This window comes from Streptomyces sp. NBC_00344, assembly GCF_036088315.1.
GTDB lineage: Bacteria > Actinomycetota > Actinomycetes > Streptomycetales > Streptomycetaceae > Streptomyces.
The window spans coordinates 509,269-531,587 of record NZ_CP107996.1 but is presented as its reverse complement, the minus strand read 5'-3'; the positions used below and the strand labels follow the sequence as shown (position 1 = coordinate 531,587).

The following is a 22,319-nucleotide window of genomic DNA, read 5'->3' as shown; positions in this document are numbered from 1 at the left end:
TGGCGGAGGTGGCCACGGGCTCCCCGGCCGGGGAGCGCCGGAACGTGGTGCCGCCGGGGGCAGCCGTTCCGGCGCCGGCGGACAGCGGCTCAGGAGCCGAAGATGTCCGCGAAGGCCAGCCGGTTCTGCGACACACCACTGCAGGTCGGCGACGCGGCCGCGGCCACGGAAGTGCATGCCTGGTCACGGTTGACCGACCAGTAGGACAGCCGTCCCACACCGTTCGTGGATGCCCAGCTCTTCACCGTCGAGGCGTCGGCCGTGGTGAAGACCGAGCCGTCGTCATTCACACCGATCATGGGTGTGATGCCGAGATTGGCGTACGTGTAACCGGAGTCCACGGACTGCAACTGAGCCAGGGTGCTCTTCGCCGCGCTGATCGCGGCCTGTCCCATGTCCTGGGAGCCCTGGTAGTAGTCCATCGTCATGATGTTGACGACGTCGATCCTGACACCGGCGTCCTTGGCGGCCCTGATGATGTTGACGCCGTCGGCGGTCAGTCCGTCGGGCAGGACGGGGAGGGTGACCGAGAACGACAGGCCGGGATTCGCGGCCTTGAGTGTCTTCATCGCGCTCATGTTCCGAGCGGCGGCCGCGGTGTCCGCGATCGCCGCGCCCTCGATGTCGAAGTCGAGCGAGCTGGGCGCATAGGAATCGATGATCTTCTGGTAACCCGCGTTGACGGCGCTCTGGTCGCTGCAGCTCCAGGCCAGCGGCAGTCCTGCCGCACCGCCGGACGACACGATGACGGAAGCACCCTCGGACTTGGCCTTGCTGATCAGTGGATCGGTGTAGGAGTCGTTGCCGACCGGCAGGGTGTCTCCCCAGATCTGATTGCATCCGGAGCCGATGACGAAACCCGCGGTGAACGTCTTGACGCCGTGCTCCGTGATCGCGGTGTCGAGCACACCCTCCTGGGAGTTGGACATGTCGGTGTAGGGCGCGAAGCTGCCCGCGGCCGCCGGAACCGTGGTCGACGCCGATGCGGGGAGGGCGGCGATTGCGGCCCAGGCGACGGTGGCAGCGGCCGTCAGAACGACGGCTGCCCGGGAGGCGGGGATCGTTCGACGGGGCGAGGTGGGGGACGCCGATGCATCATCCGGTCCTTTCGATGACAGTGGGGAACGTCATCAAGGTGCGGCGGGCCGAAGTGCAGGGGGCGTCCCGAACGGCAACTTGACGGCGTGCAGACAAGAGATTGGACTAGACCAAGTCCCCTGTCAATACGCCGGTCGCCCTGGGGGAAGCAGGCAGCGCACCCCCCCCATGCCGCCGCCCGCAGGCCCGAGACAGGCGGTGGATGCGATCGCGGGGGCACTCGCCGCGGAAAGCGAGCCCTCGAACCGGGCCCCGGCACCACACTTGTGGCAAAGGACCACGCCCGCTGACGCGCGCGGGGGCCCGGCCTCCCGGGCGCTCTTCCGCGAGTGCGCCGTTCCGAAGGCGACGGCGGAATCCACACCGCGTCAGATGCCCGTGCGGCGGCCTGTTCGCACGGCCGGCGTGCCTGTTCGCACGCCGGCCGTGACCGGGCACCCGGTGTTCCCCGGAACTTCACCCCCGCGGAGCTTCCGGCCCGCGGCCGCTGTTTCTAGTCTCACCGTGCACACCGTCCCCGTTCAGTTGCCCGCACACCGGAGGTAAGCCGTGTCCGGCCGGTCCCCGCGATGGTCCACGCCCCGCCGCACCCGTACCGCTGTTGCCGGTTTCGCCGGCCTCGCCACAGCCGCCGCAGGACTGTGGGCCGCCTTCGGCGGCGCTTCCGCAGCTCAGGCGGCGAGCGCCGTCCCGACCCCCGACCACGTGGTCGTGGTGGTCATGGAGAACCACGCGTACAACCAGGTCATCGGCAGTTCGAGCGCGCCGTACATCAACTCTCTGAAGTCCGGAGGCGCCAACCTCTCGGCCTCCTATGCCGAGACGCACCCGAGCCAGCCCAACTACTACGCCCTGTTCTCCGGCTCCACCCAGGGTGTCACCGATGACAGCTGTATCAAGCCCGGTTTCTCCTCCGCACCCAACCTCGCCTCCGAGCTGATAGCTGCGGGCCGGACCTGGGCGAGTTACAACGAAACGCTGCCCAGCCAGGGTTCGACGACCTGCAGCAGCGGCTCGTATGCGCAGAAGCACAACCCGTGGTTCGGATTCAGCAACGTTCCGGCCTCGTCGGCCCGCACCTTCAGCCAGTTCCCCACCGACTACACCGCGCTGCCGCAGGTGTCTTTCGTCACACCGAACCTCTGCAGCGATATGCACGACTGCTCGGTCGGTACAGGTGACACCTGGCTGAAGAACAACCTCGGCGCGTACGCGACCTGGGCGAAGACCCACAACAGCCTGCTCGTCGTCACGTTCGACGAGGACAACCGACTCGCCGGGAACAAGATCCCGACTGTGCTGTACGGACAGCCGGTCACCCCGGGCTCTTCCTCGTCGACGACCTACAACCACTACAGCCTTCTGCGCACCATTGAGGACATGCACGGCACCGGACACGCGGGCCAGGCCGCCGGCGCATCCGACATCACGGGGATCTGGGCCTCCTGACATGTACGTAGCAGACAGTCGCAGCTCACCTGCTGCGGCGGACGCCGCCCGGCTCATGTCCGGGCGGCGTCCTCGCGTAGCCCCCACCGTGCTGGCTCTGGGCTCCGTCAGCCTGATCACCGATGTCTCGTCCGAGATGGTCACCGCGGTTCTGCCGCTGTACCTCGTGACCGGGCTGGGCCTTTCGCCACTCGGGTTCGGGCTGCTGGACGGCGTCTACAACGGATTCAGTGCGCTGGTACGTCTGGTCGGCGGGCATCTGGCCGACCGCGGCGGCCGTCACAAATCGGTGGCGGCGCTGGGATACGGGATATCGGCGCTGTGCAAACCCCTGCTGCTGATGGCGGGTTCACTTCCGTTGATCGGAGCCGTGCTCGCCGCGGACCGTACGGGTAAGGGCCTGCGGACGGCTCCCCGCGACGCTTTGATCTCGCTGGCATCCGCTCCCGAATCCCGGGGCAGGGCGTTCGGTGTGCACCGGGCGATGGACACGGCGGGCGCACTGGGCGGCCCCCTGGTGGCCTTCCTGATCCTCAGACAGGCCGCCGGGGGATACGACGCGGTGTTCTCGGTGAGTTTCTGCTTCGCCGCGGCGGGTGTGACGGTACTGCTGCTGTTCGTACCGTCACGAACGGCAACCCTCCCGGCTGCCGACGACGGCCTCCGGGTCTCCTTGAGGTCTGCGGTGGCCCTGCTGCACGTCCGGAACGTGCGGCGAACGGCCCTCTGCGCCCTCCTGCTGGGCCTGGCGACCGTGAGCGACTCCTTCGTCTATCTGCTGCTCCAGCACCGGACGGGGGTTCCGGACCGTTGGTTCGCCCTGCTGCCGGTCGGTACGGCGGCCGGGTTCCTGCTGCTGGCCGTACCGCTGGGACGACTGGCAGACCGGGTGGGCAGCTGGAACGTCTTTCTGGGCGGGCACATCGCACTGCTGGCCGCTTACGGGCTGCTCCTGCCGTCCTGGCGGGGCGGTGCACTTCCGTATGCGGTCCTCGCCCTGCACGGCTGCTTCTACGCCGCAACCGACGGAGTGCTGATGGCCGCGGCGGCCGGTTCGGTGCCCGCTGAACTCCGTTCCAGCGGGCTGGCGTTGATCCAGACCGGTCAGGCCGCGGCGCGGTTCCTCTGCTCGATCGCCTTCGGCGCTGCGTGGACCGTGTGGGGGGACCGCACGGCTCTCACCACGGCGGCTGCCGCCCTCGTCTTCTGTGCCACAGGGGCTGCACTTCTGCGTCCGGCCGGGGAAGAGGCCGTATGAACCTGCACAGGAAGCTGCTGGTTCTGGGGGTGACGATCATCGTCCTGGCGGGCATCGCGCTGACGTCCGTGCGACATGCCGCCTACCGTGCTGATCACAGGAACCAGGCGCAGGCCGGTGGCCCACCGGTGACGGCAGGCCCGGTGTCCCTGTCGGCGGGGCCCGGCCGGCAGATCGTCTTCCGCAACATGGCCTGGGGCCCGCACCGTGACGAACTCTCCACGGTCCCGGCGTCGGACCCGTCGGGCCCGCGCACGGCATCCGGTACGAAATGCCTGCGCTTCTACGCGGCCGCCGGCACGGGGGTCTGTCTGCAGGCCGAACGCGGAGCCATGCGGGACACGTATCGCGCAGTCGTCCTCGACGCCCATCTGAAGGCGCGCGCCCACTATCCGCTCCCGGGCATACCGACCAGGGCCCGTGTCTCCCCGTCCGGCCGTCTGATCGCCTGGACGGTATTCGTCGGCGGCGACTCGTATGCGGGGACGAATTTCTCCACCCGAACCGCGGTCCTGGACACCCGGACCGGCCGGCTCGACAAGTCCCTCGAGGACTTCCGTTTCGTCAGGGACGGTCGGCCCCTGCACTCTGCCGACATCAATTTCTGGGGTGTCACCTTTGCGGACGACCAGCACTTCTACGCGACCGCGGCCACGCACGGTACGACCTATCTCGTTCGCGGTGATCTGAGATCCCGCTCGGTCACGACCCTCCGGACGAACGTCGAGTGCCCTTCGCTGTCGCCCGACGGCACCCGGATCGCCTTCAAGAAGCGCGTGCCGGGACTGCCGGCGGATGCGCCCTGGCGCCTGTACGTCCTGGACCTGCCCTCGATGGAGGAGACCCGTCTTGCCGAGACGCGCAGCGTCGACGACCAGTTGGTGTGGCCGGACGACCACACCGTCGTCTACTCGCTCCCCGGCGACTACGGCGCCGATCTCTACTCCGTGCCCGCAGACGGTTCCGGCACCGCGCACCGGTTCATGCGCGCCGCACTCGCGCCCGCCTATCTCGGCTGAGGGGCGGTGGGAGTTGCCGCATCCGGTCTGTGGGCGCCTCCGCTCGTCACTCGGGGCCGGGACCGCCCCGCCGCGGGCGCTCCGCGGTTGTGCGGGTACGTGTCAGGGCGGATTCTGTAGGTAATGAACCGAGCCGGTGTGGCGCAATGAGTGAGTGGAACACGGCGAAGAGTGACGACTTCCGTGGTCCCCTCGATGTCACCCGGGCTGCCACGGTGGTTCTTGATGCCCAGGACAGGGTCATCGGCTGGAGCGCCGAGGCAGAGGCCCTTCTGGGCTACCCGTCGGACGAGGTCGTCGGGCGGCCCGTGGCCGCGCTCCTCTCACCCTGGCCGGCGGCGGGCCCGCAGGAAGCCGAAGAGCCCGCAGAGGTACCTGCCGGTTCGCCGTTCGGCCGCAGCGAGATCCGCTTGGCGCTCCACCGGGACGGCCACCGGCTGAGGATCGCCACCGCGCTGTGTCCGCTGACCGGCGGCGGCCCGGCTCAGTGCGTGCTCGCAGCGGCCGAACTGGGGGATGCCCGCCTGTGGGAGTCGCGGCTGTCCATGCTGCACGGGCTGGCCACCCAGTCACCCGTCGGCCTCGGTATCTACGACACCGATCTCCGTCTGACCTGGTGCAACTTCGCCTACGAACAGCAGGTGGGGCAACCCTTCGAGGAGTTCCACGGCATGCGGGCCGATGAGCTGTACTCCGAGGGCAGGTTCGTGACCCCGGGATATCCGGACACCCTCGACACGGTGATGCATCACGTTCTCGACACCGGCGAGCCGATCCTCGACCTGCACTTCCGTGGCGAACCGCCCAGCGACCCGGGCACGGATCACCTCTGGTCCTGCTCCTACTATCGCCTGCAGGGGGCCGACGGGGAGGTCATCGGCGTCTGCGAGGACGCCTTCGACATCTCCGACCGTTACGAGGCACAGCGCCGGCTGGCCCTGCTCGTCGAGGCGGGGCGGGGCGTCGGCGCCGCCCTGGACGCGGTCGCCACGGCGGAGGAGTTGACCTCCGTGGCCGTGCCGGACTTCGCGGACGCGGTCACCGTCGATCTGGCCGCGGCCGTACTGGACGGGGATGTGCCCGGCCCGGGAAACGCCGCGGAGATGGCCCTGGTGCGCATCGCCACCCGGTCCGTTACCACCCGCCGAGAGGGCGGCTCCCCGGCCAGGGAAGAGCAGCTGCGCTCTCCGCCGTTCCCCGTCGACCACCCCCCGGACACCCCCCAGGACCGTGCGCTCGCATCGGGCGGTTTGGTGCTCCACGAGAACACCCTGGTCGTGCCGCTCCGGGCGGGAGGCAGCACGCTGGGACTGCTCACCTTCGTCCGCGCCGTGGACTCGGCCACCTTCGACAGCGGTGAGGTGGCGCTGGCCGACGAGCTGGCGGCCCGTACCGCGGTGAGCATCGACAACGCCCGCCGCTTCACCCGGGAGCGCTCCGCGGCCCTCGCCCTGCAACGTCAGCTGCTGCCGCAGCACCTGCCGCGCCAGTCGGCGGTCGATGTCGCCCACCGTTATCTCCCCACCGACGACGTGAGCGGAGTCGGCGGCGACTGGTTCGACGTCATCCCGCTGTCCGGCACCCGTGTGGGGCTGGTGGTGGGGGATGTGGTGGGCCACGGCCTGCAGGCGGCCGCCACCATGGGCCGGCTGCGCACGACCGTCCGCGCGCTCGCCCAACTCGACCTGCGTCCGGATGAGTTGCTCAAACGCCTGGACGATCTGGTGGGACAGACGGCGGACGAGATGAGGGAGGTCCCCGACGCGCAGGCCGGCGGTGACGATCTCGCCACCGGGGCGACCTGCCTCTACGCCGTCTACGATCCGGTCTCGCGGCGATGCGTGATGGCCAGGGCCGGGCATCTTCCGCCCGCGATCGTGGACTCCGGCGGTGAGGTGTCCTTCCCCGCCCTGCCTGCCGGCCCGCCGCTGGGACTCGGCGGCCTTCCGTTCGAGTGCTCGGAGATCGAACTGCCGGTGGGCAGCCTGCTGGCTCTCTTCACCGACGGTCTGGTCGAAGCCCGTGGCCGTGACGTCGACGAAGGTCTGGGCACCTTGGTGCGGGTGCTCGGCGACCGGGAGAAGCCGCTGGAAGACCTCTGCGACCGGATCGTGGCGGAACTCCTGCCGGAAGGCACGGCGGCCGATGACACCGCACTGCTGCTCGTCCGCACCCGGGAGCTGGCGGCGGGCTCGGTCGCCGAATGGGAGCTGCCCGCGGAGCCCCTGTCCGTGGGCCGTGCCAGAGACCTGGCGAACGAGCAGCTTCACACCTGGAATATGGACGAGATGTCCTTCACGACCGAGCTCGTCGTGAGTGAGCTGGTGACCAATGCGGTCACGCACGCCGACGGGCCGCTGAGCCTGCGCCTCATCCGCGACCGCACCCTGCTGTGCGAGGTGGCGGACGCCGGTCACACCTCTCCTCATCTGCGGCACAGCGCGGAGGACGACGAGGGCGGACGTGGCCTTTTCATCGTCGCCCAGCTGGTCCAGAGATGGGGAACGCGCTACACCCCCTCCGGGAAGACCATCTGGACCGAGCAGGCCCTGCCCGCGGCGCCGTGAAACCGGCGCTCGTCAAGGGGGCGGTGCGGGCGGCCCGGCGACCGGGTCCCGGACCGTTCCGGGGTTCGTTGCCGCGTCCGTACACGGGCCATCCGTGCGCCTGGCACCGATGGAAAGATCAAAGTAGGGAGGGGTTAGCATATGAGCACCGCCTAGCTCGAAAGATAAACCTGTGACTGTCAATGACGACGCGTTCACCAACTGGAAGAACCGCGAGGAGATCGCGGAGTCGATGATTCCGATCATCGGGAAGATGCACCGGGAGCGGGACGTCACCGTCCTGCTTCACAGCCGGTCCTTGGTGAACAAGTCGGTGGTCAGCATCCTCAAGACCCATCGGTTCGCCCGGCAGATCGCCGGTGCGGAGCTCTCGGTCACTGAGACACTGCCGTTCCTGCAGGCTCTCACCACGCTCGATCTCGGCCCTTCCCAGATCGACATCGGCATGCTCGCCGCGACGTACAAGACCGACGATCGCGGACTGTCGGTGCACGAGTTCACCGCCGAGGCCGTTGCCGGCGCCACGGGCGCCAACAAGATCGACCGCCGCGAGCCCCGCGATGTGGTCCTCTACGGGTTCGGCCGCATCGGCCGCCTTCTCGCCCGCCTGCTCATCGAGAAGGCCGGCTCCGGCACCGGCCTGCGGCTGCGCGCCATCGTCGTCCGCAGGGGCGCCGGCGAGGACATCGTGAAGCGCGCCTCGCTGCTGCGCCGTGACTCCATTCACGGTCAGTTCCAGGGCACCATCACCGTCGACGAGGCGAACAGCCGGATCATCGCCAACGGCAACGAGATCAAGGTGATCTACTCCGACGACCCGACGTCGGTGGACTACACGGCGTACGGCATCAAGGACGCCATCCTCATCGACAACACCGGCAAGTGGCGTGACCGCGAGGGCCTTTCCAAGCACCTCCGCCCCGGCATCGCCAAGGTCGTCCTGACCGCGCCGGGCAAGGGCGACGTCCCCAACGTCGTCCATGGCGTCAATCACGACATGATCAAGCCGGACGAGCAGATCCTGTCCTGCGCCTCCTGCACCACCAACGCGATCGTCCCGCCGCTGAAGGCGATGGCTGACGAGTACGGCGTCCTTCGCGGGCACGTGGAGACCGTGCACTCGTTCACCAACGACCAGAACCTGCTGGACAACTACCACGACTCCGACCGCCGCGGACGCTCGGCACCGCTCAACATGGTCATCACCGAGACCGGTGCCGCCTCCGCGGTCGCGAAGGCGCTGCCCGATCTCGACGCGAAGATCACCGGCAGCTCGATCCGCGTGCCGGTGCCCGACGTCTCCATCGCCATCCTCAGCCTGCGGCTGGCACGCGAGACCACCCGCGAGGAGGTCCTCGACTACCTGCGCAACGTGTCGCTGACCTCGCCGCTCAAGCGCCAGATCGACTTCACCAGTGCACCCGACGCGGTCTCCAGCGACTTCATCGGCTCGCGCCACGCATCGATCGTCGACGCCGGGGCCACCAAGGTCGACGGTGACAACGCGATCCTCTACCTCTGGTACGACAACGAGTTCGGCTATTCCTGCCAGGTCATCCGCGTGGTCCAGCACGTTTCCGGGGTGGAGTACCCGACCTACCCGGTTCCGGTGGTCTGATCCCACCAGGCTGATACCGACCGGTTGATCCCGTGGTGGTGGAGCCCGGGTCGATGGCGGTGGGCCGGGTCTCGTGGCCCACCGTCTCGTCTTCCGTGAACAGATGTGTCGTAACTGTCCTCGAAATGGGCGAGGGGGTGGCCGCGCCGGCCGGCGCGGCCACGAGAGCGGCCGACGTGTCGTGGCGCCCCGGAAGCCCGCCGAGCCCGTGAGACCGCCGCCGCGCCTTCCCTCTCTCCTGTCCCGGCCCAAGTGCCGCGGACGTGAGCGGGGTCAGGGGTGTCGCCGGCCGGCTCCCGTTCCGTGCCCGGTTGCTTCACCGGCCTGCCCGCCCATAAGGTGAATGCGCTTTCATTCAGCGCCTTCATGCAGGCCGGTGCACCGGCGCAGCACGCGTCGCACGTGGCCGTGAATGCGCGCACGCACCACCACAGAACGGGGCCCCACCCATGAACGGCGCCGCACCGTGAACGCCGCGCCCACGGTGTACGACGTGGCTGAACGCTCAGGCGTGTCCATCGCGACGGTTTCCCGGGTGTACCGCAGCCCGGATTCCGTACGCGCCGCCACCCGTGAACGCGTCCTCGCCGCGGCCCGGCAGCTCGGATACGTGCCCAGCGGCAACGCCCGCGGCCTCGCCAGCCGTTCCACCGGCGTCCTCGGTCTCTGCTTCCCCGACTACGCGGACCCGGACACCGTCGGCGCCGAGGACGACGATGCCGCGATGCTCTACTCGGACCAGATCATCCGGGGCATGGAGCGCGCCGCCCGCCGCCACGGCTACGCGCTGCTGATCGCCGCCTCCCTCGAAGGAGGCCCGGAGAACCTCGTCGCCAAGGTGGCCGGACGGGTGGACGGCTTCGCCGTACTCGCCCGCACCGTGCCGACCGAGGAGCTCGAAGTGATCTCCCGGCGCCGGCCGGTCGTCATGCTGGCCGGGCCCCGCGCCCAGGACCCCTCCCTCGACCACCTCGACCACGTCGAGGTCGCCAACGAGGAAGGCCAGTACGCGCTGACCCGGCACCTCGTCGACGACCACGGGCTGCGCCGCCTCGCCTACATCGGCCTCGCCGACGATTCACCGGACGTCGAGGCCCGGTTCCGGGGCTTTGGCCGGGCCTGCCGGGAGGCAGGCATCGAGGCCGGTGCCGACCCGGCGTTGCGTATGCCGATGATGACCCAGGCGGAGGGCGCCCACGCCGCCGACCTGCTGTGCGAGAAAGAGGCCGAGCGGCCCGATGCGCTCGTCTTCGCCAACGATCAGATGGCCGTGGGCGCGCTCCAGGCGCTTGAACGGCGTGGACTGCGCGTGCCGGACGACGTCGTCGTCACAGGCTTCGACGGCATCCCGCTCAGCCGCCTGGTCCGTCCCACGCTCACCACCGTGCGCCAGCCGATGGTGCGCCTGGGAGAGGAGGCCGTAGAACTGCTGGTGCAGCGCCTGAGCGGGGAGCGTGAAGCGGGTCCCGTCTCCCTGGTGCTCCCCGTCGGCCTGTCCCGCCGGGCGAGCTGCGGCTGCGCCGACCAGGAGACGACTCCGTTCCCGGTCGGCTGACCGCACGGTCTTCGGGATCACGGGCGGACCACCCGGTGGCGCACCCGCCGACTGCCGCGGCCCTCCGGGCGCCGGGTGCGCCACGGACTGTCCACCGGATCCGGACGCCTTCCGGCGCGACCATGGCCGGTCGCCTCCGCCCGCGCAGCTCCTCGGCGGGATCAGCGACGTGGCTCACACATGGTTTCTCCGCGCGCGGATTCGTTTTACGTTGCTGTCGCACCGGTGGTACGCGGACGGCGTCGCGCTGCGGGTGCCGCAAGGGCCGTACCCCAGGTGTCCCGCCCGTTACGGGAGTGTGACCGAGACCCCCTTGCCAGGCCGGGAAGAGCTGCAACAGACTGATGTATGCGCTTACAGACAGCGCATACATTCTGGAGAGCTCAAGGAGGAGCCGTCCATGAACCGCGCCGCCGTAACCGGGTCGCTTGCCCTCACCGTGGCGTCTGCGCTCACCCTCACCGCCTGTGGCGGCTCGGGTGGCGCCGGCGTGGCAGCCGACGCCAAGCAGACGCTGACCGTCTGGGCCATGGGGACGGAGGGGGAGAAGCTCGGCGACGTCGCCAAGGAGTACGAGAAGTCCCACTCCAACATCACCGTCAAGGTCACCCCGATCGGATGGGACGTGGCCCATCAGAAGCTGGTGGCCGCGGCCGCCGCCGGAAAGCTGCCCGACGTGGCGCAGATGGGCGGCAGCTACCTGGGCGAGTTCGCCGACATGGGCGTCCTGGAGCCGGTGGATACCAAGACCGTCCACGAGGGCGACTACTTCCCCGCCGCCTGGCAGCAGGGTTCGTACGACCGCAAGGTCTATGGCGTCCCGTGGTACGTCGACACGCGCGTGCTGTTCTACCGCACCGACCTCGCCCGCAAGGCCGGTGTCGACAAGGCCCCGGCCACCATGGCCGCGTTGCGGAGCGCCGCCGAGGCGTACCGGAAGAAGGCCGGCACCAAGTGGGGACTGTCCATACAGCCGGGCGGCCTGGACACCGTGCAGAGCTTCTACCCGTTCCTTTACTCGGCCGGGGGAGCCATCCTCGACAAGGACGGCAAGGCCGTCGTGAACTCCGCCGCCGCCGTCAAGGCGCTGGAGAACTACGGCAGCTACTTCGGCAAGAACCTCAGTGAGAAGTCCGTCCGTCCCGGCTATGACGTGACCAAGGACTTCAACACCGGCGCGGTGCCCATGTTCTTCGGCGGCCCCTGGATCACGAACCTCCTCGACGAGAACTACCCCGGCCTCAAGGGCAAGTGGGCCGTCGCCCCGGTCCCCGCCGACCAGGCGTCCGTCTCCTACGCCGGCGGTTCCAGCCTTGCCGTCTCCGCCGACAGCGATCACAAGGCAGCCGCCAGGCAGTTCGTCTCCTATCTGACGGATGCCAAGGGTCAGGCCGACTGGTTCGACCGCACCAACGACCTGCCGGCCAACACCGCTGCCTGGAAGTCGGGCGAACTCGCCACCGACCCCACCATGAAGGTGTGGCGCAAGCAGATGGACACCGCCCGGACCATCCCCTCGCAGCCCAAGCTGACCGAGATCACCTCCAAGGTGGACACCGCCATCGAGTCGGTCACCCAGGGCAAGTCCACGGCGAAGGAAGCCCTGGACAAGGCCCAGTCCGAGATCGAAGGCCTCGTGCGGTAGGAGAGCGTCCCCCCATGTCCCTCACGACAGAACCGGCCGCACCCCGAGCGGCCGTCGGAAAGAGCCCCCGCGGCGGGAGTTCCCGCCGCGGTCCGCGAGGCCGCCGCTCGATCAGTCGCCACAACCTGACCGGATGGCTGTTCTCCACGCCCTTCCTGGCGCTGTTCGGCGTCTTCATGCTCTTCCCGATCGTCGCCACGCTGTTGATGAGCTTCACCGACTTCGGAGCCAGGGACGTCACACGGCCACTGGAGACCGAATTCGTCGGCCTGAACAACTACACGCAGCTCTTCCAGGACGAGAAGTTCCTCACCGCCCTGTTCAACACCGCCTACTTCGTGGTCGTCGGCGTTCCCGCGACCCTCGTCCTCGGACTGCTCGCGGCAATACTGCTGAACAACGGCATCGACCGGGCCCGCGCCTTCTTCCGGGTCGGCTTCTACGCGCCCGTGGTCACGTCCATCGTCGCCGTGGCCGTCGTCTGGCGGTTCGTGCTGGACCCCTCGGACGGTCTGGTCGCCTCGCTCGCCTCCGAGGTCGGCCTGAGAGCACCGGACTTCCTCGGCTCGGAGACCTGGGCGATGCCGTCGCTGATCGCCATGGCAGTGTGGCGCAACCTCGGCACCGTGATGGTCCTGTGCATCGCCGGCCTCCAGGCGATCCCCGCCGATGTCCGCGAGGCCGCCCGCCTCGACGGCGCCGGTGCCTGGCAGGAGCTGCGCCGCATCACCGTACCGTTGCTGCGACCCACCCTGCTGTATGCGACGGTCATCACCACCATCGGCTATCTCAACGTCTTCGAGGAGCCGTTCGTGATGACCCAGGGCGGACCCTCCGACTCCACCCTGACGGTGTCCCTCGACATGTACCGCGAGGGTTTCAACTTCTTCCACATGGGCTACGCCAGCGCCATGGCGTACGTCCTGTTCGTCGTGATCATGGCGATCACGATGCTCCAGCTCCGTCTGCTGAAGGACAACACCTGATGACCGCCGAGCCGGCCGTCAAGGCCCACCGCCCAGGGCGCACCGGACGGGTGCGCAGGCCCCTGCTCTACACGGTCGCCTCGGCCGCACTGCTGGTGATGGCCGCCCCGTTCCTGTGGATGGCGCTGTCCGCGTTCAAGACGAAGCAGGACCTCACGGCGAGCCCGCCGGTGTGGATCCCCTCCCGCTGGACACTGGACAGTTTCACAGCGCTCCTCGACCAGCTCGACATGGGGCGCTACTTCCTCAACTCGCTGATCGTGGCCGTACTGGTGACCGCCAGCAACCTGCTGTTCTGCTCGATGCTCGGCTACGCGCTGGCCAAGCTGGACTTCACCGGCCGCTCCAAGGTCTTCGCGCTCGTCCTCGCCGCCCTGATGGTCCCCGGCAACCTCATGATCCTTCCGCTGTACGTGCTGATGAACGGCCTCGGCCTGATCGACACCTACGCGGGCCTCGTCCTGCCGTTCGCGGCCGGCGCGTTCGGGGTCTTCCTCATGCGGCAGTTCATGCAGTCGGTGCCGGACGAGCTGCTGGAGGCGGCCCGCCTCGACGGGGCGGGGGAGTGGTACATCTTCTGGCGGATCGTGATGCCGCTGGTCAAGCCCGCCCTGGCGACGCTGACGATCTTCACCTTCCTCGGTTCCTGGAACAACTTCATCTGGCCCCTGATCGCCACCAACGACCCCGGCAAGTACACCCTGCCGGTGGCCCTCGCGACCTTCGCCAACGACCCCAACCGCACGGTCGGCGGTGGCAACGGCATGCTGATGGCCGGCTCCCTGCTCGTCGTGCTGCCGGTCCTGGTCGTCTTCGCCCTCCTGCAGCGGCACTTCACCCAGGGCATCGCCACCGCGGGCCTCAAGTAGCCCGGCCGGCACCACACGTGCGGGGCTGCCGCCCCCGCAGTCCCCGGGGCCCGCCGGAACATGCCCTCCCCCCCCACCCCCAGAAAGAACAGCGACAGACGATGACGCACACCACCCGCTTTCCCGACGGCTTCCTGTGGGGCGCCTCCACGGCCGGTCACCAGATCGAGGGCAACAACGTCAACAGCGACTGGTGGCGCAAGGAGCACGACCCCGCGGCCGGCATCGAGGAGCCCAGCCTGGACGCCTGCGACAGCTACCACCGCTGGGAGCAGGACATGGACCTGCTCGCCGGACTGGGGTTCAGCGACTACCGGTTCGGTATCGAATGGGCCCGCATCGAACCGGTCCGCGGCACCTTCTCCCGCGCCGAGATCGCCCACTACCGCCGCATGGTCGAAGGCGCGGCCGCCCGCGGTCTGCGCCCGATGGTCACCCTCCACCACTTCACCGTCCCGCAGTGGTTCGAGGACCTCGGCGGCTGGACCGCCGACGACGCGGTCGACCTGTTCGCCCGCTACGTCGACCAGTGCGCGCCGGTGATCGCCGACAGCGTCCGCCATGTGTGCACCATCAACGAGCCGAACATGATCGCCGTCATGGCCGGCGCCGCGAAAGCCGGGAACCAGGGCTTTCCGCCCGCGGGCCTGCCCACCCCCGACGAGGAGACCACCCGCGCGGTGATCGCCGCGCACCACGCGGCCGTCAAGACCGTCCGCGCGAACCACCCCGGCATCCAGGTCGGCTGGACCATCGCCAACCAGGTGTACCAGGCCCTGCCCGGCGCCGAGCAGGTCACCGCCGACTACCGGCATTCCCGTGAGGATGTCTTCATCGAGGCCGCCCGTGGCGACGACTGGATCGGCGTGCAGTCCTACACGCGTACCAAGATCGCCCCCACCGGCCCGATCCCGGCCCCCGCCGACGCCGAACGCACCCTCACGCAGTGGGAGTACTACCCGGCGGCGGTGGGCCACGCCCTGCGTCACACCGCCGACGTCATCGGCCGCGACATGCCTCTGATCGTCACCGAGAACGGCATCGCTACCGCCGACGACAGTCGCCGCGTCGACTACTACGCCGGCGCTCTCGGCGAGGTCGCCGACGCTATCGAGGACGGCCTCGAGGTCCAGGGCTACCTGGCATGGAGCGCTCTGGACAACTATGAATGGGGCTCCTTCAGGCCGACCTTCGGTCTGATCGCGGTGGACCCGACCACCTTCGAGCGCACCCCGAAGCCGTCCGCCGTCTGGCTGGGCCGCCTCGGCCGCGATCGCGCCCTGCCGCGCACCACGTCCTGACCTCTCCATGCCCGGGAGCCGGCCGGCCCTGACACCGGCCGGCTCCCGTCACCGTCCGACACGACGTGCCCCGGCGTCATGGCCGGCCCGGCACCCGGGCCAACGGATCCCCGCACCACAGCAACTCGGCACCATCACGGCACGCGTACCTCCCGTCTGCCCCACCGCACAGGAGAGAAGACCCGTATGAACCGTCGTAGCTTCCTGACCGCTGCCACTGCCGCCGCGGCCGTCACCGGCGCCGCACCGTTCACGGCCACCGCCGCGCCCGCTCGCCGCACTGACTCCGAACGCCGTCTGCTGCGCGAGTGGTTCACTTCCACCTACCGCTCCATGGCGGCCATGACGACCGAACTCGGCCTGGCCGCAGACAAGATCGACGTCAGCGGGGGCGGAACGCCGGTGCCGTCTGCGCAGACCTCGCCGACCAACATCGGGTGCGGTCTGTGGTCCACCGTCGCCGCCGCCGGTCTCGGTGTCATCTCCGATGCGACCATGCACCGCAGCCTGACCCGCGCGGTCACCGCCGTCGAGCGGCTGGAGCGTGCCCACGGTTTCTGGTTCAACTGGTACGACCCGCACGACGGATCGGTGCTGACGACCTGGCCGGAGAGCGGCGACCCCGTACGCCCGTTCCTGTCCACCGTCGACAACGCGTGGCTGGTGACCGGACTGCGCATCGCCGCACACGCCGACCCCGCCCTGCGGCACCGCATCGGTGCACTCCTCGACGGTGCCGACTGGTCGTACTTCTACACCCCCTACGACCCCGCCGACCCGATCGCTGGACCAGGTCAGCTCCGGGGCGGCTTCTGGCCGGACAAGCCCGGCAAGGGCGAACCCACAGGCCACCACTACGGCGCCCTCAACACCGAGCCACGAATGGCCAGTTACCTCGGAATCGCCGACGGATCGCTGCCCGCCGAGCACTACTGGCACCTGATGCGCACCATGCTGCCCGGCATGGGACAGGAACAGGAGCCGCAGGGCGAGTACGTCGTGATCGACGGGGTGCGGGTGTGGGAGGGGCACTACACCTACCGGAGCCGCAAGCTCGTGCCCACCTGGGGCGGCTCCATGTTCGAGGCGCTGATGGTTCCGCTGTTCGTACCCGAAACCCAGTGGTCCCCGCGCTCCTGGGGCACCACACACCGGCGCTACGTCCGCAGCCAGATCGAACATGGCCTGGTGGAGGAGAAGTACGGCTACTGGGGCTTCTCCCCGGCCTCCATCCCGGCCGGCGGCTACCGCGAGTACGGCGTCGACGGCATCGGCATGCAGGAGGACGGCTACGACTCACTCGGCGTCGTCACCCCGCACGCCTCGTTCCTCGCGCTGCCCCAGGCGCCGGCCGAGGCGCTGTCCAACCTCCGCGGCATGGAGCGCGCTTTCGGCGTCTACGACGACCGCTACGGCTTCCGCGATTCTGTCTCCATCGACACCGGCCGTGTCAGCGACTTCGTTCTCGCCCTCGACCAGGGCATGATCACCGCGGCTCTCGCCCAGCACCTGAGCCCGGGCCTGCTCCAGACCCCGTTCCGGACCGGCGGCTTCAACGCCCGGGTGCGCCCGCTGCTGGCGAAGGAGCGGTTCTCGATCTGAGGCCGGAGGGCGTCTGACGGGTAATCACTGCGGTCAGGCGCCCTTCACCCGGGTCCGGACCGTACCCACGAACGCCGCCCACTCGCCCCGGCCGACCCGCACTACCGGCCCACCACCCACGACCTTCGAGTCCCGTACGTACACGGCGTCCAGGCCGGGGGCCACCTCCACGCAGTCGCCGCCGCTGGTTCCGCTGTAGCTGCTCTTGAACCAATTCAGTTCAGCGGCCGGAGCCGTGTGCTGGTCGGTGCTCATAGCTCCCCTGCCATGCGCTCGATGAGACGAGAGGACTCCTCGGTGTTGAGAGCCTGTGTGCGCAGCATCCCATACCGTAGCCAGAATTCGCTGACCTCGTTCTGAGCCGACCTGACGGTCACCACGTCCTGTGCCTCGACGTAGACCTGCCGTGCGCGATCCATTGACTCCAGCAACACCATTGGCCCGTTGAGTCCGCTGTGGGCCCCTCGGGAGGTCGGCATGATCTGGAGTTCGACGTTTCGCCTCTGTGAGCAAGTCAGCAGGCTTTCCATCTGCTCGCGCATCACCGCGGCGTTGCCCACCACTCGTCGAAGTGCGTCTTCCTCCACCACGAACACGAAGACCACGGGCGGGCTCTTGGGAGCGAGCAGGCTCTGCCGCGCCAGGCGAGCTGCGACACGTTGCTCGATCGTCTCATCGTCCAACGGTGGGAAGTGAGCTTCCAGCAGTGCTTGTGCGTAAGCCTCTGTCTGCAGGAGCCCAGGGATGAGGAGGGGATCGTACGAAAACCTGCTCAGTGCCTCCGCCTCGATCTGCGCGAAGTTACGGAAGAACCGTGGCAACTTGGCCCGGTCCACCTCGTCCTGGAGCGCCTCCAGAACCCCACCTGCCTCCAGCACCCGCTCCGCCGACACCGTGAACGCCGCCTTCGCCGGCCGCCGCCCCTGCTCGACCGAGGCCACCTGCTCCAGCGAGTAGCCGATCGCGTCCCCGAGTTGCTGCTGATTCAACCCCGCCCGCTTGCGGAGATGCTGGAGCAGCACCCCGTACGCCGACCACACCCCCGGCGGCTCGGACCCTTCGTCCTTCGTCCTCGCCATGCGCTCCGTCCGTGTGTCCCGCACGTCCCGTTCCGTCTTCACAGTCCCACGCCCTTCCATCCCGCGCCGCACCCGCCCGAGTCCGCGCTCGCCACCGGTTCATGTCCAACGCGCATCGCGGGAACCGGGACACGGACCGAACCCGTACAACGCTCGTACAGGACCCGTACGGTCGGGCCACAGCCGGTCGCCCGTACCGTACGACCAGGGCGACGTACGGCCTTCATCCCTGTTCAGCGGATCAAGTGGGCTACCACGCTGACACCGTGACAGACCATCAGTTCGCTGACGAAGCGAAGCCGCCGCTCGCCCCCACCCGCCGGCTCACCCTGCGCTTCAGCAGTACGAGACGCGGCGCCCGCCTCGCCCGGCGGCTCGCCGTCCAGCAGTGCACCGAGTGGACAGGCCACCCGCACACCTCCGACCCTGCCCGTACCGTCGCTCTCGTCACGGCCGAGCTTGCGTCGAACGCCATCCGCCACGGCAGCCTCCCGGGGCGGGACTTCCGGCTGACACTGCTCCTGCTGACCCACGGCATTCGCGTCGAGGTGACGGACACCCGCCCCGAGCACCTGCCACCGCTCGTGACGCCACAGCCCGTCGACGACGAGACCTCGGGCCGCGGACTGCTCATCGTCCAGGCGTGCGCCGACCGCTGGGGATGCTCGGTCCGGGACGCGTACACGAAGACCGTCTGGGCGGAGATCCTCACCCATGGACACGCCCCGGCGGCAGTCGTCGGCCACGCGCGCCAGACGTAAGAGGTCAGCCGCTCCCGAGCCCGGCGGGTCCGGCGTCGAAACCGACGCCCAGCAGCGCGCCGACCGGATACCCGGGCGTGGGCGAGCGGATACCCCCTCGCGCCCGGACCACAACCGGCGGCATAATCCTTCGAGTTCCTCCCACCGGACGCCTACTCTGCCCACATGGCCCACGCGAAGACCTCTTACGTCTGTCTGCCCTGCCGGGCCTCGTACAAGCAGCCCTACGACCGGGACAGGCAGCGGATCTGCCCCCGCTGCGCGCGGCAGCTGATCCATGTGGGCTCGTCCTTTGCCGCACCCCGCCGCCGGGACACAGCGGCCTGGCGGACGCTGTCCGTGCTGTTGCACGCAGGCGTCCGCTTCCACAAGAGCTGCTGCGGCGGGCCCGGTTACCGTCCCCGCACCCTGAGCGAGGTCCGCGAGCGGATGACGTACGCCCTGCGCAGCGGCGAGCCCTTCGCGAGGGCGCTCGTACGGCGCGAGGTGCCCTGACCCCGACGCGTGGCGGAGACAGGCAACCACCCGACGGGGCGAAACCGGCCCGCCTGTGGCCTAGTTCTCCAGGCGGACCGGCATCAGGAGTGAGAAGGCGCCCTCGTCGTCGGGGCGGCGAATCGCGAGCGGTGCCGTGGGAGCGCCCAGCTCCAGGACCAGTTCGTCCCGCGCTCCGGCAGTGAGCGCGTGCAGCAGGAACTCGCGGTTGACGGCGACGTTGTTCTGGTCGTCGGCATCGTCGCCGCCGTCGTCGCACACGATCACGGTCCCGTTCGTCACCCTGAGCACACTGAGGTCGCAGGGCTCGCTGTCCTGCTTGCGCGTCTCGCTCGCGCGGACCGGACCGCTTTCCAGCGCCTCCCGGAAGGTCGCCGTGTCGACGTGGGCCCGGCGGCCCGCCGGGAGGCGGACGAGGCGGCGGTAGTCGGGGAACTCGTGGCCGAGGCTCTGGCCGGCCGTCTGCCGATCGCCGTTCTCCAGCGTGACGCGGTCACCGTCCACCGCCAGCTGGACAGGCTCATCGCCCGTCAGCAGCGCCCGCATCGCGTCGGCGAGCGGGAGGGGCACGACAACCTGCGTCCGGGGCCCGCCGTGCCTGGTTGTGCGTGTCTGCGCGACGGCCATCCGGTACCGGTCGGTGGCCACGAGGTGGAGTTCATCTCCCTCGATGTCGAACAGGATGCCACCGAGCATCGGCAGCTCCCGGTCGGTACTGGCCGCGAAACGGACCGCCTCAAGCGCGGCGGCCAGCTCCGGGGCGGGGACGGACAGCCGGGCCGTGGCGGTGCGGGGCGAAGTCATGGGGTTCTCCCTGTGGTCGAGTAGCGCTCGGAGCGTGGAGAACTCACCGCGGGCGTCGGACAGCCCCAGTGCGAGGCGGCGCAGATGGGCATCGAGGAGACCCCGCACCAGCTCCGTGTCCTGGCCGGCCCAGCCGGCCAGGACGAGCCGGATGTCGGCCAGAGGCATGCCTGCCCGTCGCAGCCGGGCCAGCAACCGGGCCTCCTCCAGCTGCGGGGGCTCGTACCAGCGGTAGCCGCTGCCCGGGTCCACCCAGGCGGGGACCAGCACGCCGGCCCGGTCGTAGAACCGGAGCGCGCTCACGCTCAGTCCGCCGTCCCGGGCCATCTCCCCAATGCTGCGCATCTCGTTCTCCACACCCGGAACTCTGCGCCCTCGACATGGTCGAGGGTCAACATCGGCCACTGCCAGGACCTAGGGCACGGGCAAGGCGGTCTTCGCCGGCACCTGGGTGCAGACGGTGGATGCCGTGGGACACGGTGTGGGCAACAGCCTCAAGGCTGTCAACACGCTCGTGGATATGCCGGATCCGATCGCGAACTTCGTCGGCGGTCCGCCGGATGACCCGAACGCTCTGCGGATCGGACGGCCATTTCGCCTTCGCCGAGTTCCCATCGGCGGAGGGGGGGCACGACGAGCGGCCTCTCACCGGGAACGGGAAGGGTCCCTGGTACCTGTACCGCGGCGGCAAGGACGCCCCACCTCCCTCCCTCGACCTGAAATACAACGCGGAGCTGTTCTCGCTCTACTTCACGCGCTCGTCGGACGGCACGGTGACCGCGATGGGGTTCGACGAAGAGGACCGGACCTGTTCGTTCAAGGAGAGGGAAGAGGCATGACAGAGCACTGATTCCGTGGACGGGTCCGGCCGGAGTTGCCTTGTTGCCCGTTCCCAGGACGGCACGGGCGGGCCCCAGGAGCGCCGCTCCGGGGAACCGCCCCCGCGCTCAGGCCCTCACCAGTCGTGCATGGTCCCGTCGGCCAGCCGGTTCACCGGGAGGTACGCCGGCTCGTACGGGAACCGGGCCGCGGCCCCCTCGTCCAGCTCCACACCCAGCCCCGGCTGATCACCGGGGTGCAGCAGGCCGTCCCCGAACCGGTAGGAGGTCCGGAAGACCTCCAGGGTGCGGGGCGAGTGGCGCATGTACTCCTGGATGCCGAAGTTGTGTACGGCCAGGTCGAGATGGAGCGCCGCGGCCATGCCGACGGGGGAGATGTCGGTGGGACCGTGCATCCCGGATTTGACGCCGTACACGGCGGCCAGGTCGAGGATTTTGCGCATCGCGCTGATACCGCCGGTGTGGGTCACCGCCGAACGTACGTAGTCGATGAGCCGCTCGTGCAGCAGCGTGGTGTAGTCGTGGACGGAGTTGAACACCTCGCCGATGGCCAGGGGAGTGGTCGTGTGTTCGCGGACCAGGCGCAGCGCGGCCTGGTCCTCACCCGGAGTGGCGTCCTCCAGCCAGAACAGGTCGTACGGCTCCAGAGCCTTGCCCAGCCGGGCTGCCTGGATCGGCGTCATCCGGTGGTGCCCGTCGTGCAGCAGGGGCAGTTCGGGCCCGAACTCGTGGCGCACCGCCTCGAAGACGGTGGGCATGTGACGCAAATAGGCCCGGGTGTCCCAGATTTCCTCGGCAGGACGGGCGTGGCCCGAGCCGCCGCGGCGGGCCGGTTCGTAGTCGTACCGTTCACCGCCGCCGGCGGCAGAGGCGGCCACCCCGTAGACGGACTCCAGGCCGGGGATACCGCTCTGCACGCGAATGGCGCGGTAGCCGTCCGCCAGATGTGCGCGGACGGAGTCCAGGAGTTCGGGGATGTCGCGCCCGGAGGCGTGCCCGTAGGCCAGCGCCCCGGTGCGGGAAGCGCCGCCGAGCAACTGGTAGAGCGGCATACCTGCGGCCTTGGCCTTGATGTCCCACAGGGCGGTGTCGACAGCTGCGATGGCGGCCATGGTGACCGGCCCGCGCCGCCAGTAGGCGCCCCGGTACAGGTACTGCCAGGTGTCCTCGATCGCACTCGCGTCGCGGCCCGTGAGCAACGGGGCGACGTGTTCGCGCAGATAGGCGTCGACAGCCAGCTCGCGGCCGTTGAGCGTGGCATCGCCGAGTCCGGTCAGCCCGTCGTCGGTGGTGATGCGAAGGGTGACGAAATTCCGGTCGGGACTGGTGACGACGGTTTCCGCTGAGATGATTTTCATGGGTGCTCCTCGATGA

At 69.2% G+C, this 22,319-nt stretch carries 18 protein-coding genes and 2 pseudogenes; 14 read left to right on the top strand and 6 right to left on the bottom strand.

The window, feature by feature from the left end:
• Positions 1–89 precede the first annotated feature (89 nt).
• Entirely contained in the window at positions 90–929 is an 840-nt protein-coding gene (locus OHS16_RS02555; RefSeq protein WP_328535491.1) for a chitinase, read from the bottom strand.
• 889 nt (positions 930–1,818) lie between these two features.
• Here OHS16_RS02555 and OHS16_RS02550 point away from each other — a divergent pair.
• A pseudogene (locus OHS16_RS02550) lies at positions 1,819–2,475 on the top strand (alkaline phosphatase family protein); the annotation flags it as partial.
• Here OHS16_RS02550 and OHS16_RS32050 read toward each other — a convergent pair.
• Positions 2,356–2,604: pseudogene (locus tag OHS16_RS32050) on the bottom strand (hypothetical protein); the annotation flags it as partial. The pseudogenes OHS16_RS02550 and OHS16_RS32050 sit on opposite strands and share 120 nt — an antisense overlap.
• Between OHS16_RS32050 and OHS16_RS02545 the strand changes: the two are divergent.
• The 10 genes from OHS16_RS02545 (at position 2,549) to OHS16_RS02500 (ending at position 16,967) form a co-directional block, all read left to right on the top strand.
• Positions 2,549–3,805 (top strand): MFS transporter, encoded by a 1,257-nt coding sequence (locus OHS16_RS02545; protein ID WP_328535489.1) that lies wholly within the window; start codon positions 2,549–2,551, stop codon positions 3,803–3,805. The pseudogene OHS16_RS32050 and the gene OHS16_RS02545 overlap by 56 nt on opposite strands.
• Positions 3,802–4,824 (top strand): TolB family protein, encoded by a 1,023-nt coding sequence (locus tag OHS16_RS02540; RefSeq protein WP_328535488.1) that lies wholly within the window; start codon positions 3,802–3,804, stop codon positions 4,822–4,824. Before OHS16_RS02545 ends, OHS16_RS02540 begins: the two co-directional genes overlap by 4 nt.
• A gap of 146 nt (positions 4,825–4,970) precedes the next feature.
• Positions 4,971–7,391: a SpoIIE family protein phosphatase gene (locus OHS16_RS02535; RefSeq protein WP_328535487.1), complete on the top strand. Its 2,421-nt coding sequence runs from the start codon at positions 4,971–4,973 to the stop codon at positions 7,389–7,391.
• 172 nt (positions 7,392–7,563) lie between these two features.
• A complete protein-coding gene (locus OHS16_RS02530; RefSeq protein WP_328535486.1) occupies positions 7,564–9,009 on the top strand; it encodes a glyceraldehyde-3-phosphate dehydrogenase in 1,446 nt (481 codons plus the stop codon).
• 412 nt (positions 9,010–9,421) lie between these two features.
• Positions 9,422–10,564 carry a LacI family DNA-binding transcriptional regulator gene (locus OHS16_RS02525; RefSeq protein ID WP_328535485.1) on the top strand — a complete coding sequence of 381 codons (1,143 nt, stop codon included), beginning with the start codon at positions 9,422–9,424 and terminating at the stop codon, positions 10,562–10,564.
• A gap of 400 nt (positions 10,565–10,964) precedes the next feature.
• On the top strand, positions 10,965–12,209 hold the full coding sequence (locus OHS16_RS02520; RefSeq protein ID WP_328535484.1) for a sugar ABC transporter substrate-binding protein: 1,245 nt from the start codon (positions 10,965–10,967) through the stop codon (positions 12,207–12,209).
• A gap of 14 nt (positions 12,210–12,223) precedes the next feature.
• Positions 12,224–13,195, top strand: a complete 972-nt coding sequence (locus OHS16_RS02515) for a carbohydrate ABC transporter permease (RefSeq protein ID WP_328535483.1) — start codon at positions 12,224–12,226, stop codon at positions 13,193–13,195.
• On the top strand, positions 13,195–14,064 hold the full coding sequence (locus OHS16_RS02510; protein WP_328535482.1) for a carbohydrate ABC transporter permease: 870 nt from the start codon (positions 13,195–13,197) through the stop codon (positions 14,062–14,064). Before OHS16_RS02515 ends, OHS16_RS02510 begins: the two co-directional genes overlap by 1 nt.
• A gap of 101 nt (positions 14,065–14,165) precedes the next feature.
• Positions 14,166–15,365: a glycoside hydrolase family 1 protein gene (locus OHS16_RS02505; protein WP_328535481.1), complete on the top strand. Its 1,200-nt coding sequence runs from the start codon at positions 14,166–14,168 to the stop codon at positions 15,363–15,365.
• Positions 15,366–15,551: 186 nt separating this feature from the next.
• Positions 15,552–16,967, top strand: coding sequence for a glucoamylase family protein (locus tag OHS16_RS02500; protein ID WP_328535480.1), 1,416 nt, complete (start codon positions 15,552–15,554; stop codon positions 16,965–16,967).
• A 33-nt stretch (positions 16,968–17,000) separates the two neighbouring features.
• Here OHS16_RS02500 and OHS16_RS02495 read toward each other — a convergent pair whose 3' ends face one another.
• Positions 17,001–17,222, bottom strand: coding sequence for a DUF397 domain-containing protein (locus OHS16_RS02495; RefSeq protein WP_328535479.1), 222 nt, complete (start codon positions 17,220–17,222; stop codon positions 17,001–17,003).
• A complete protein-coding gene (locus OHS16_RS02490) occupies positions 17,219–18,046 on the bottom strand; it encodes a helix-turn-helix domain-containing protein (RefSeq protein ID WP_328535478.1) in 828 nt (275 codons plus the stop codon). The genes OHS16_RS02495 and OHS16_RS02490 overlap by 4 nt, the downstream gene beginning before the upstream one ends.
• A 266-nt stretch (positions 18,047–18,312) precedes the next feature.
• Here OHS16_RS02490 and OHS16_RS02485 point away from each other — a divergent pair, with 266 nt between their 5' ends.
• Together OHS16_RS02485 and OHS16_RS02480 are read left to right on the top strand one after the other, a co-directional pair.
• Positions 18,313–18,807, top strand: coding sequence for an ATP-binding protein (locus tag OHS16_RS02485; protein WP_328535477.1), 495 nt, complete (start codon positions 18,313–18,315; stop codon positions 18,805–18,807).
• Positions 18,808–18,972: 165 nt separating this feature from the next.
• Positions 18,973–19,302 carry a deoxyxylulose-5-phosphate synthase gene (locus tag OHS16_RS02480; RefSeq protein WP_328535476.1) on the top strand — a complete coding sequence of 110 codons (330 nt, stop codon included), beginning with the start codon at positions 18,973–18,975 and terminating at the stop codon, positions 19,300–19,302.
• A 60-nt stretch (positions 19,303–19,362) separates the two neighbouring features.
• On the opposite strand, the gene OHS16_RS02475 is transcribed toward OHS16_RS02480, so the two are convergent.
• Positions 19,363–20,451 (bottom strand): DNA polymerase III subunit beta family protein, encoded by a 1,089-nt coding sequence (locus tag OHS16_RS02475; protein ID WP_328535475.1) that lies wholly within the window; start codon positions 20,449–20,451, stop codon positions 19,363–19,365.
• Positions 20,452–20,666: 215 nt separating this feature from the next.
• Between OHS16_RS02475 and OHS16_RS02470 the strand changes: the two genes are divergently transcribed.
• The gene (locus tag OHS16_RS02470; protein WP_328535474.1) at positions 20,667–20,945 is read left to right on the top strand and encodes a hypothetical protein; all 279 of its coding nucleotides are present in this window, start codon (positions 20,667–20,669) and stop codon (positions 20,943–20,945) included.
• A gap of 116 nt (positions 20,946–21,061) precedes the next feature.
• On the opposite strand, the gene manD is transcribed toward OHS16_RS02470, so the two are convergent.
• Positions 21,062–22,303: a D-mannonate dehydratase ManD gene (gene manD, locus OHS16_RS02465; protein ID WP_328535473.1), complete on the bottom strand. Its 1,242-nt coding sequence runs from the start codon at positions 22,301–22,303 to the stop codon at positions 21,062–21,064.
• Positions 22,304–22,319: the final 16 nt, after the last annotated feature.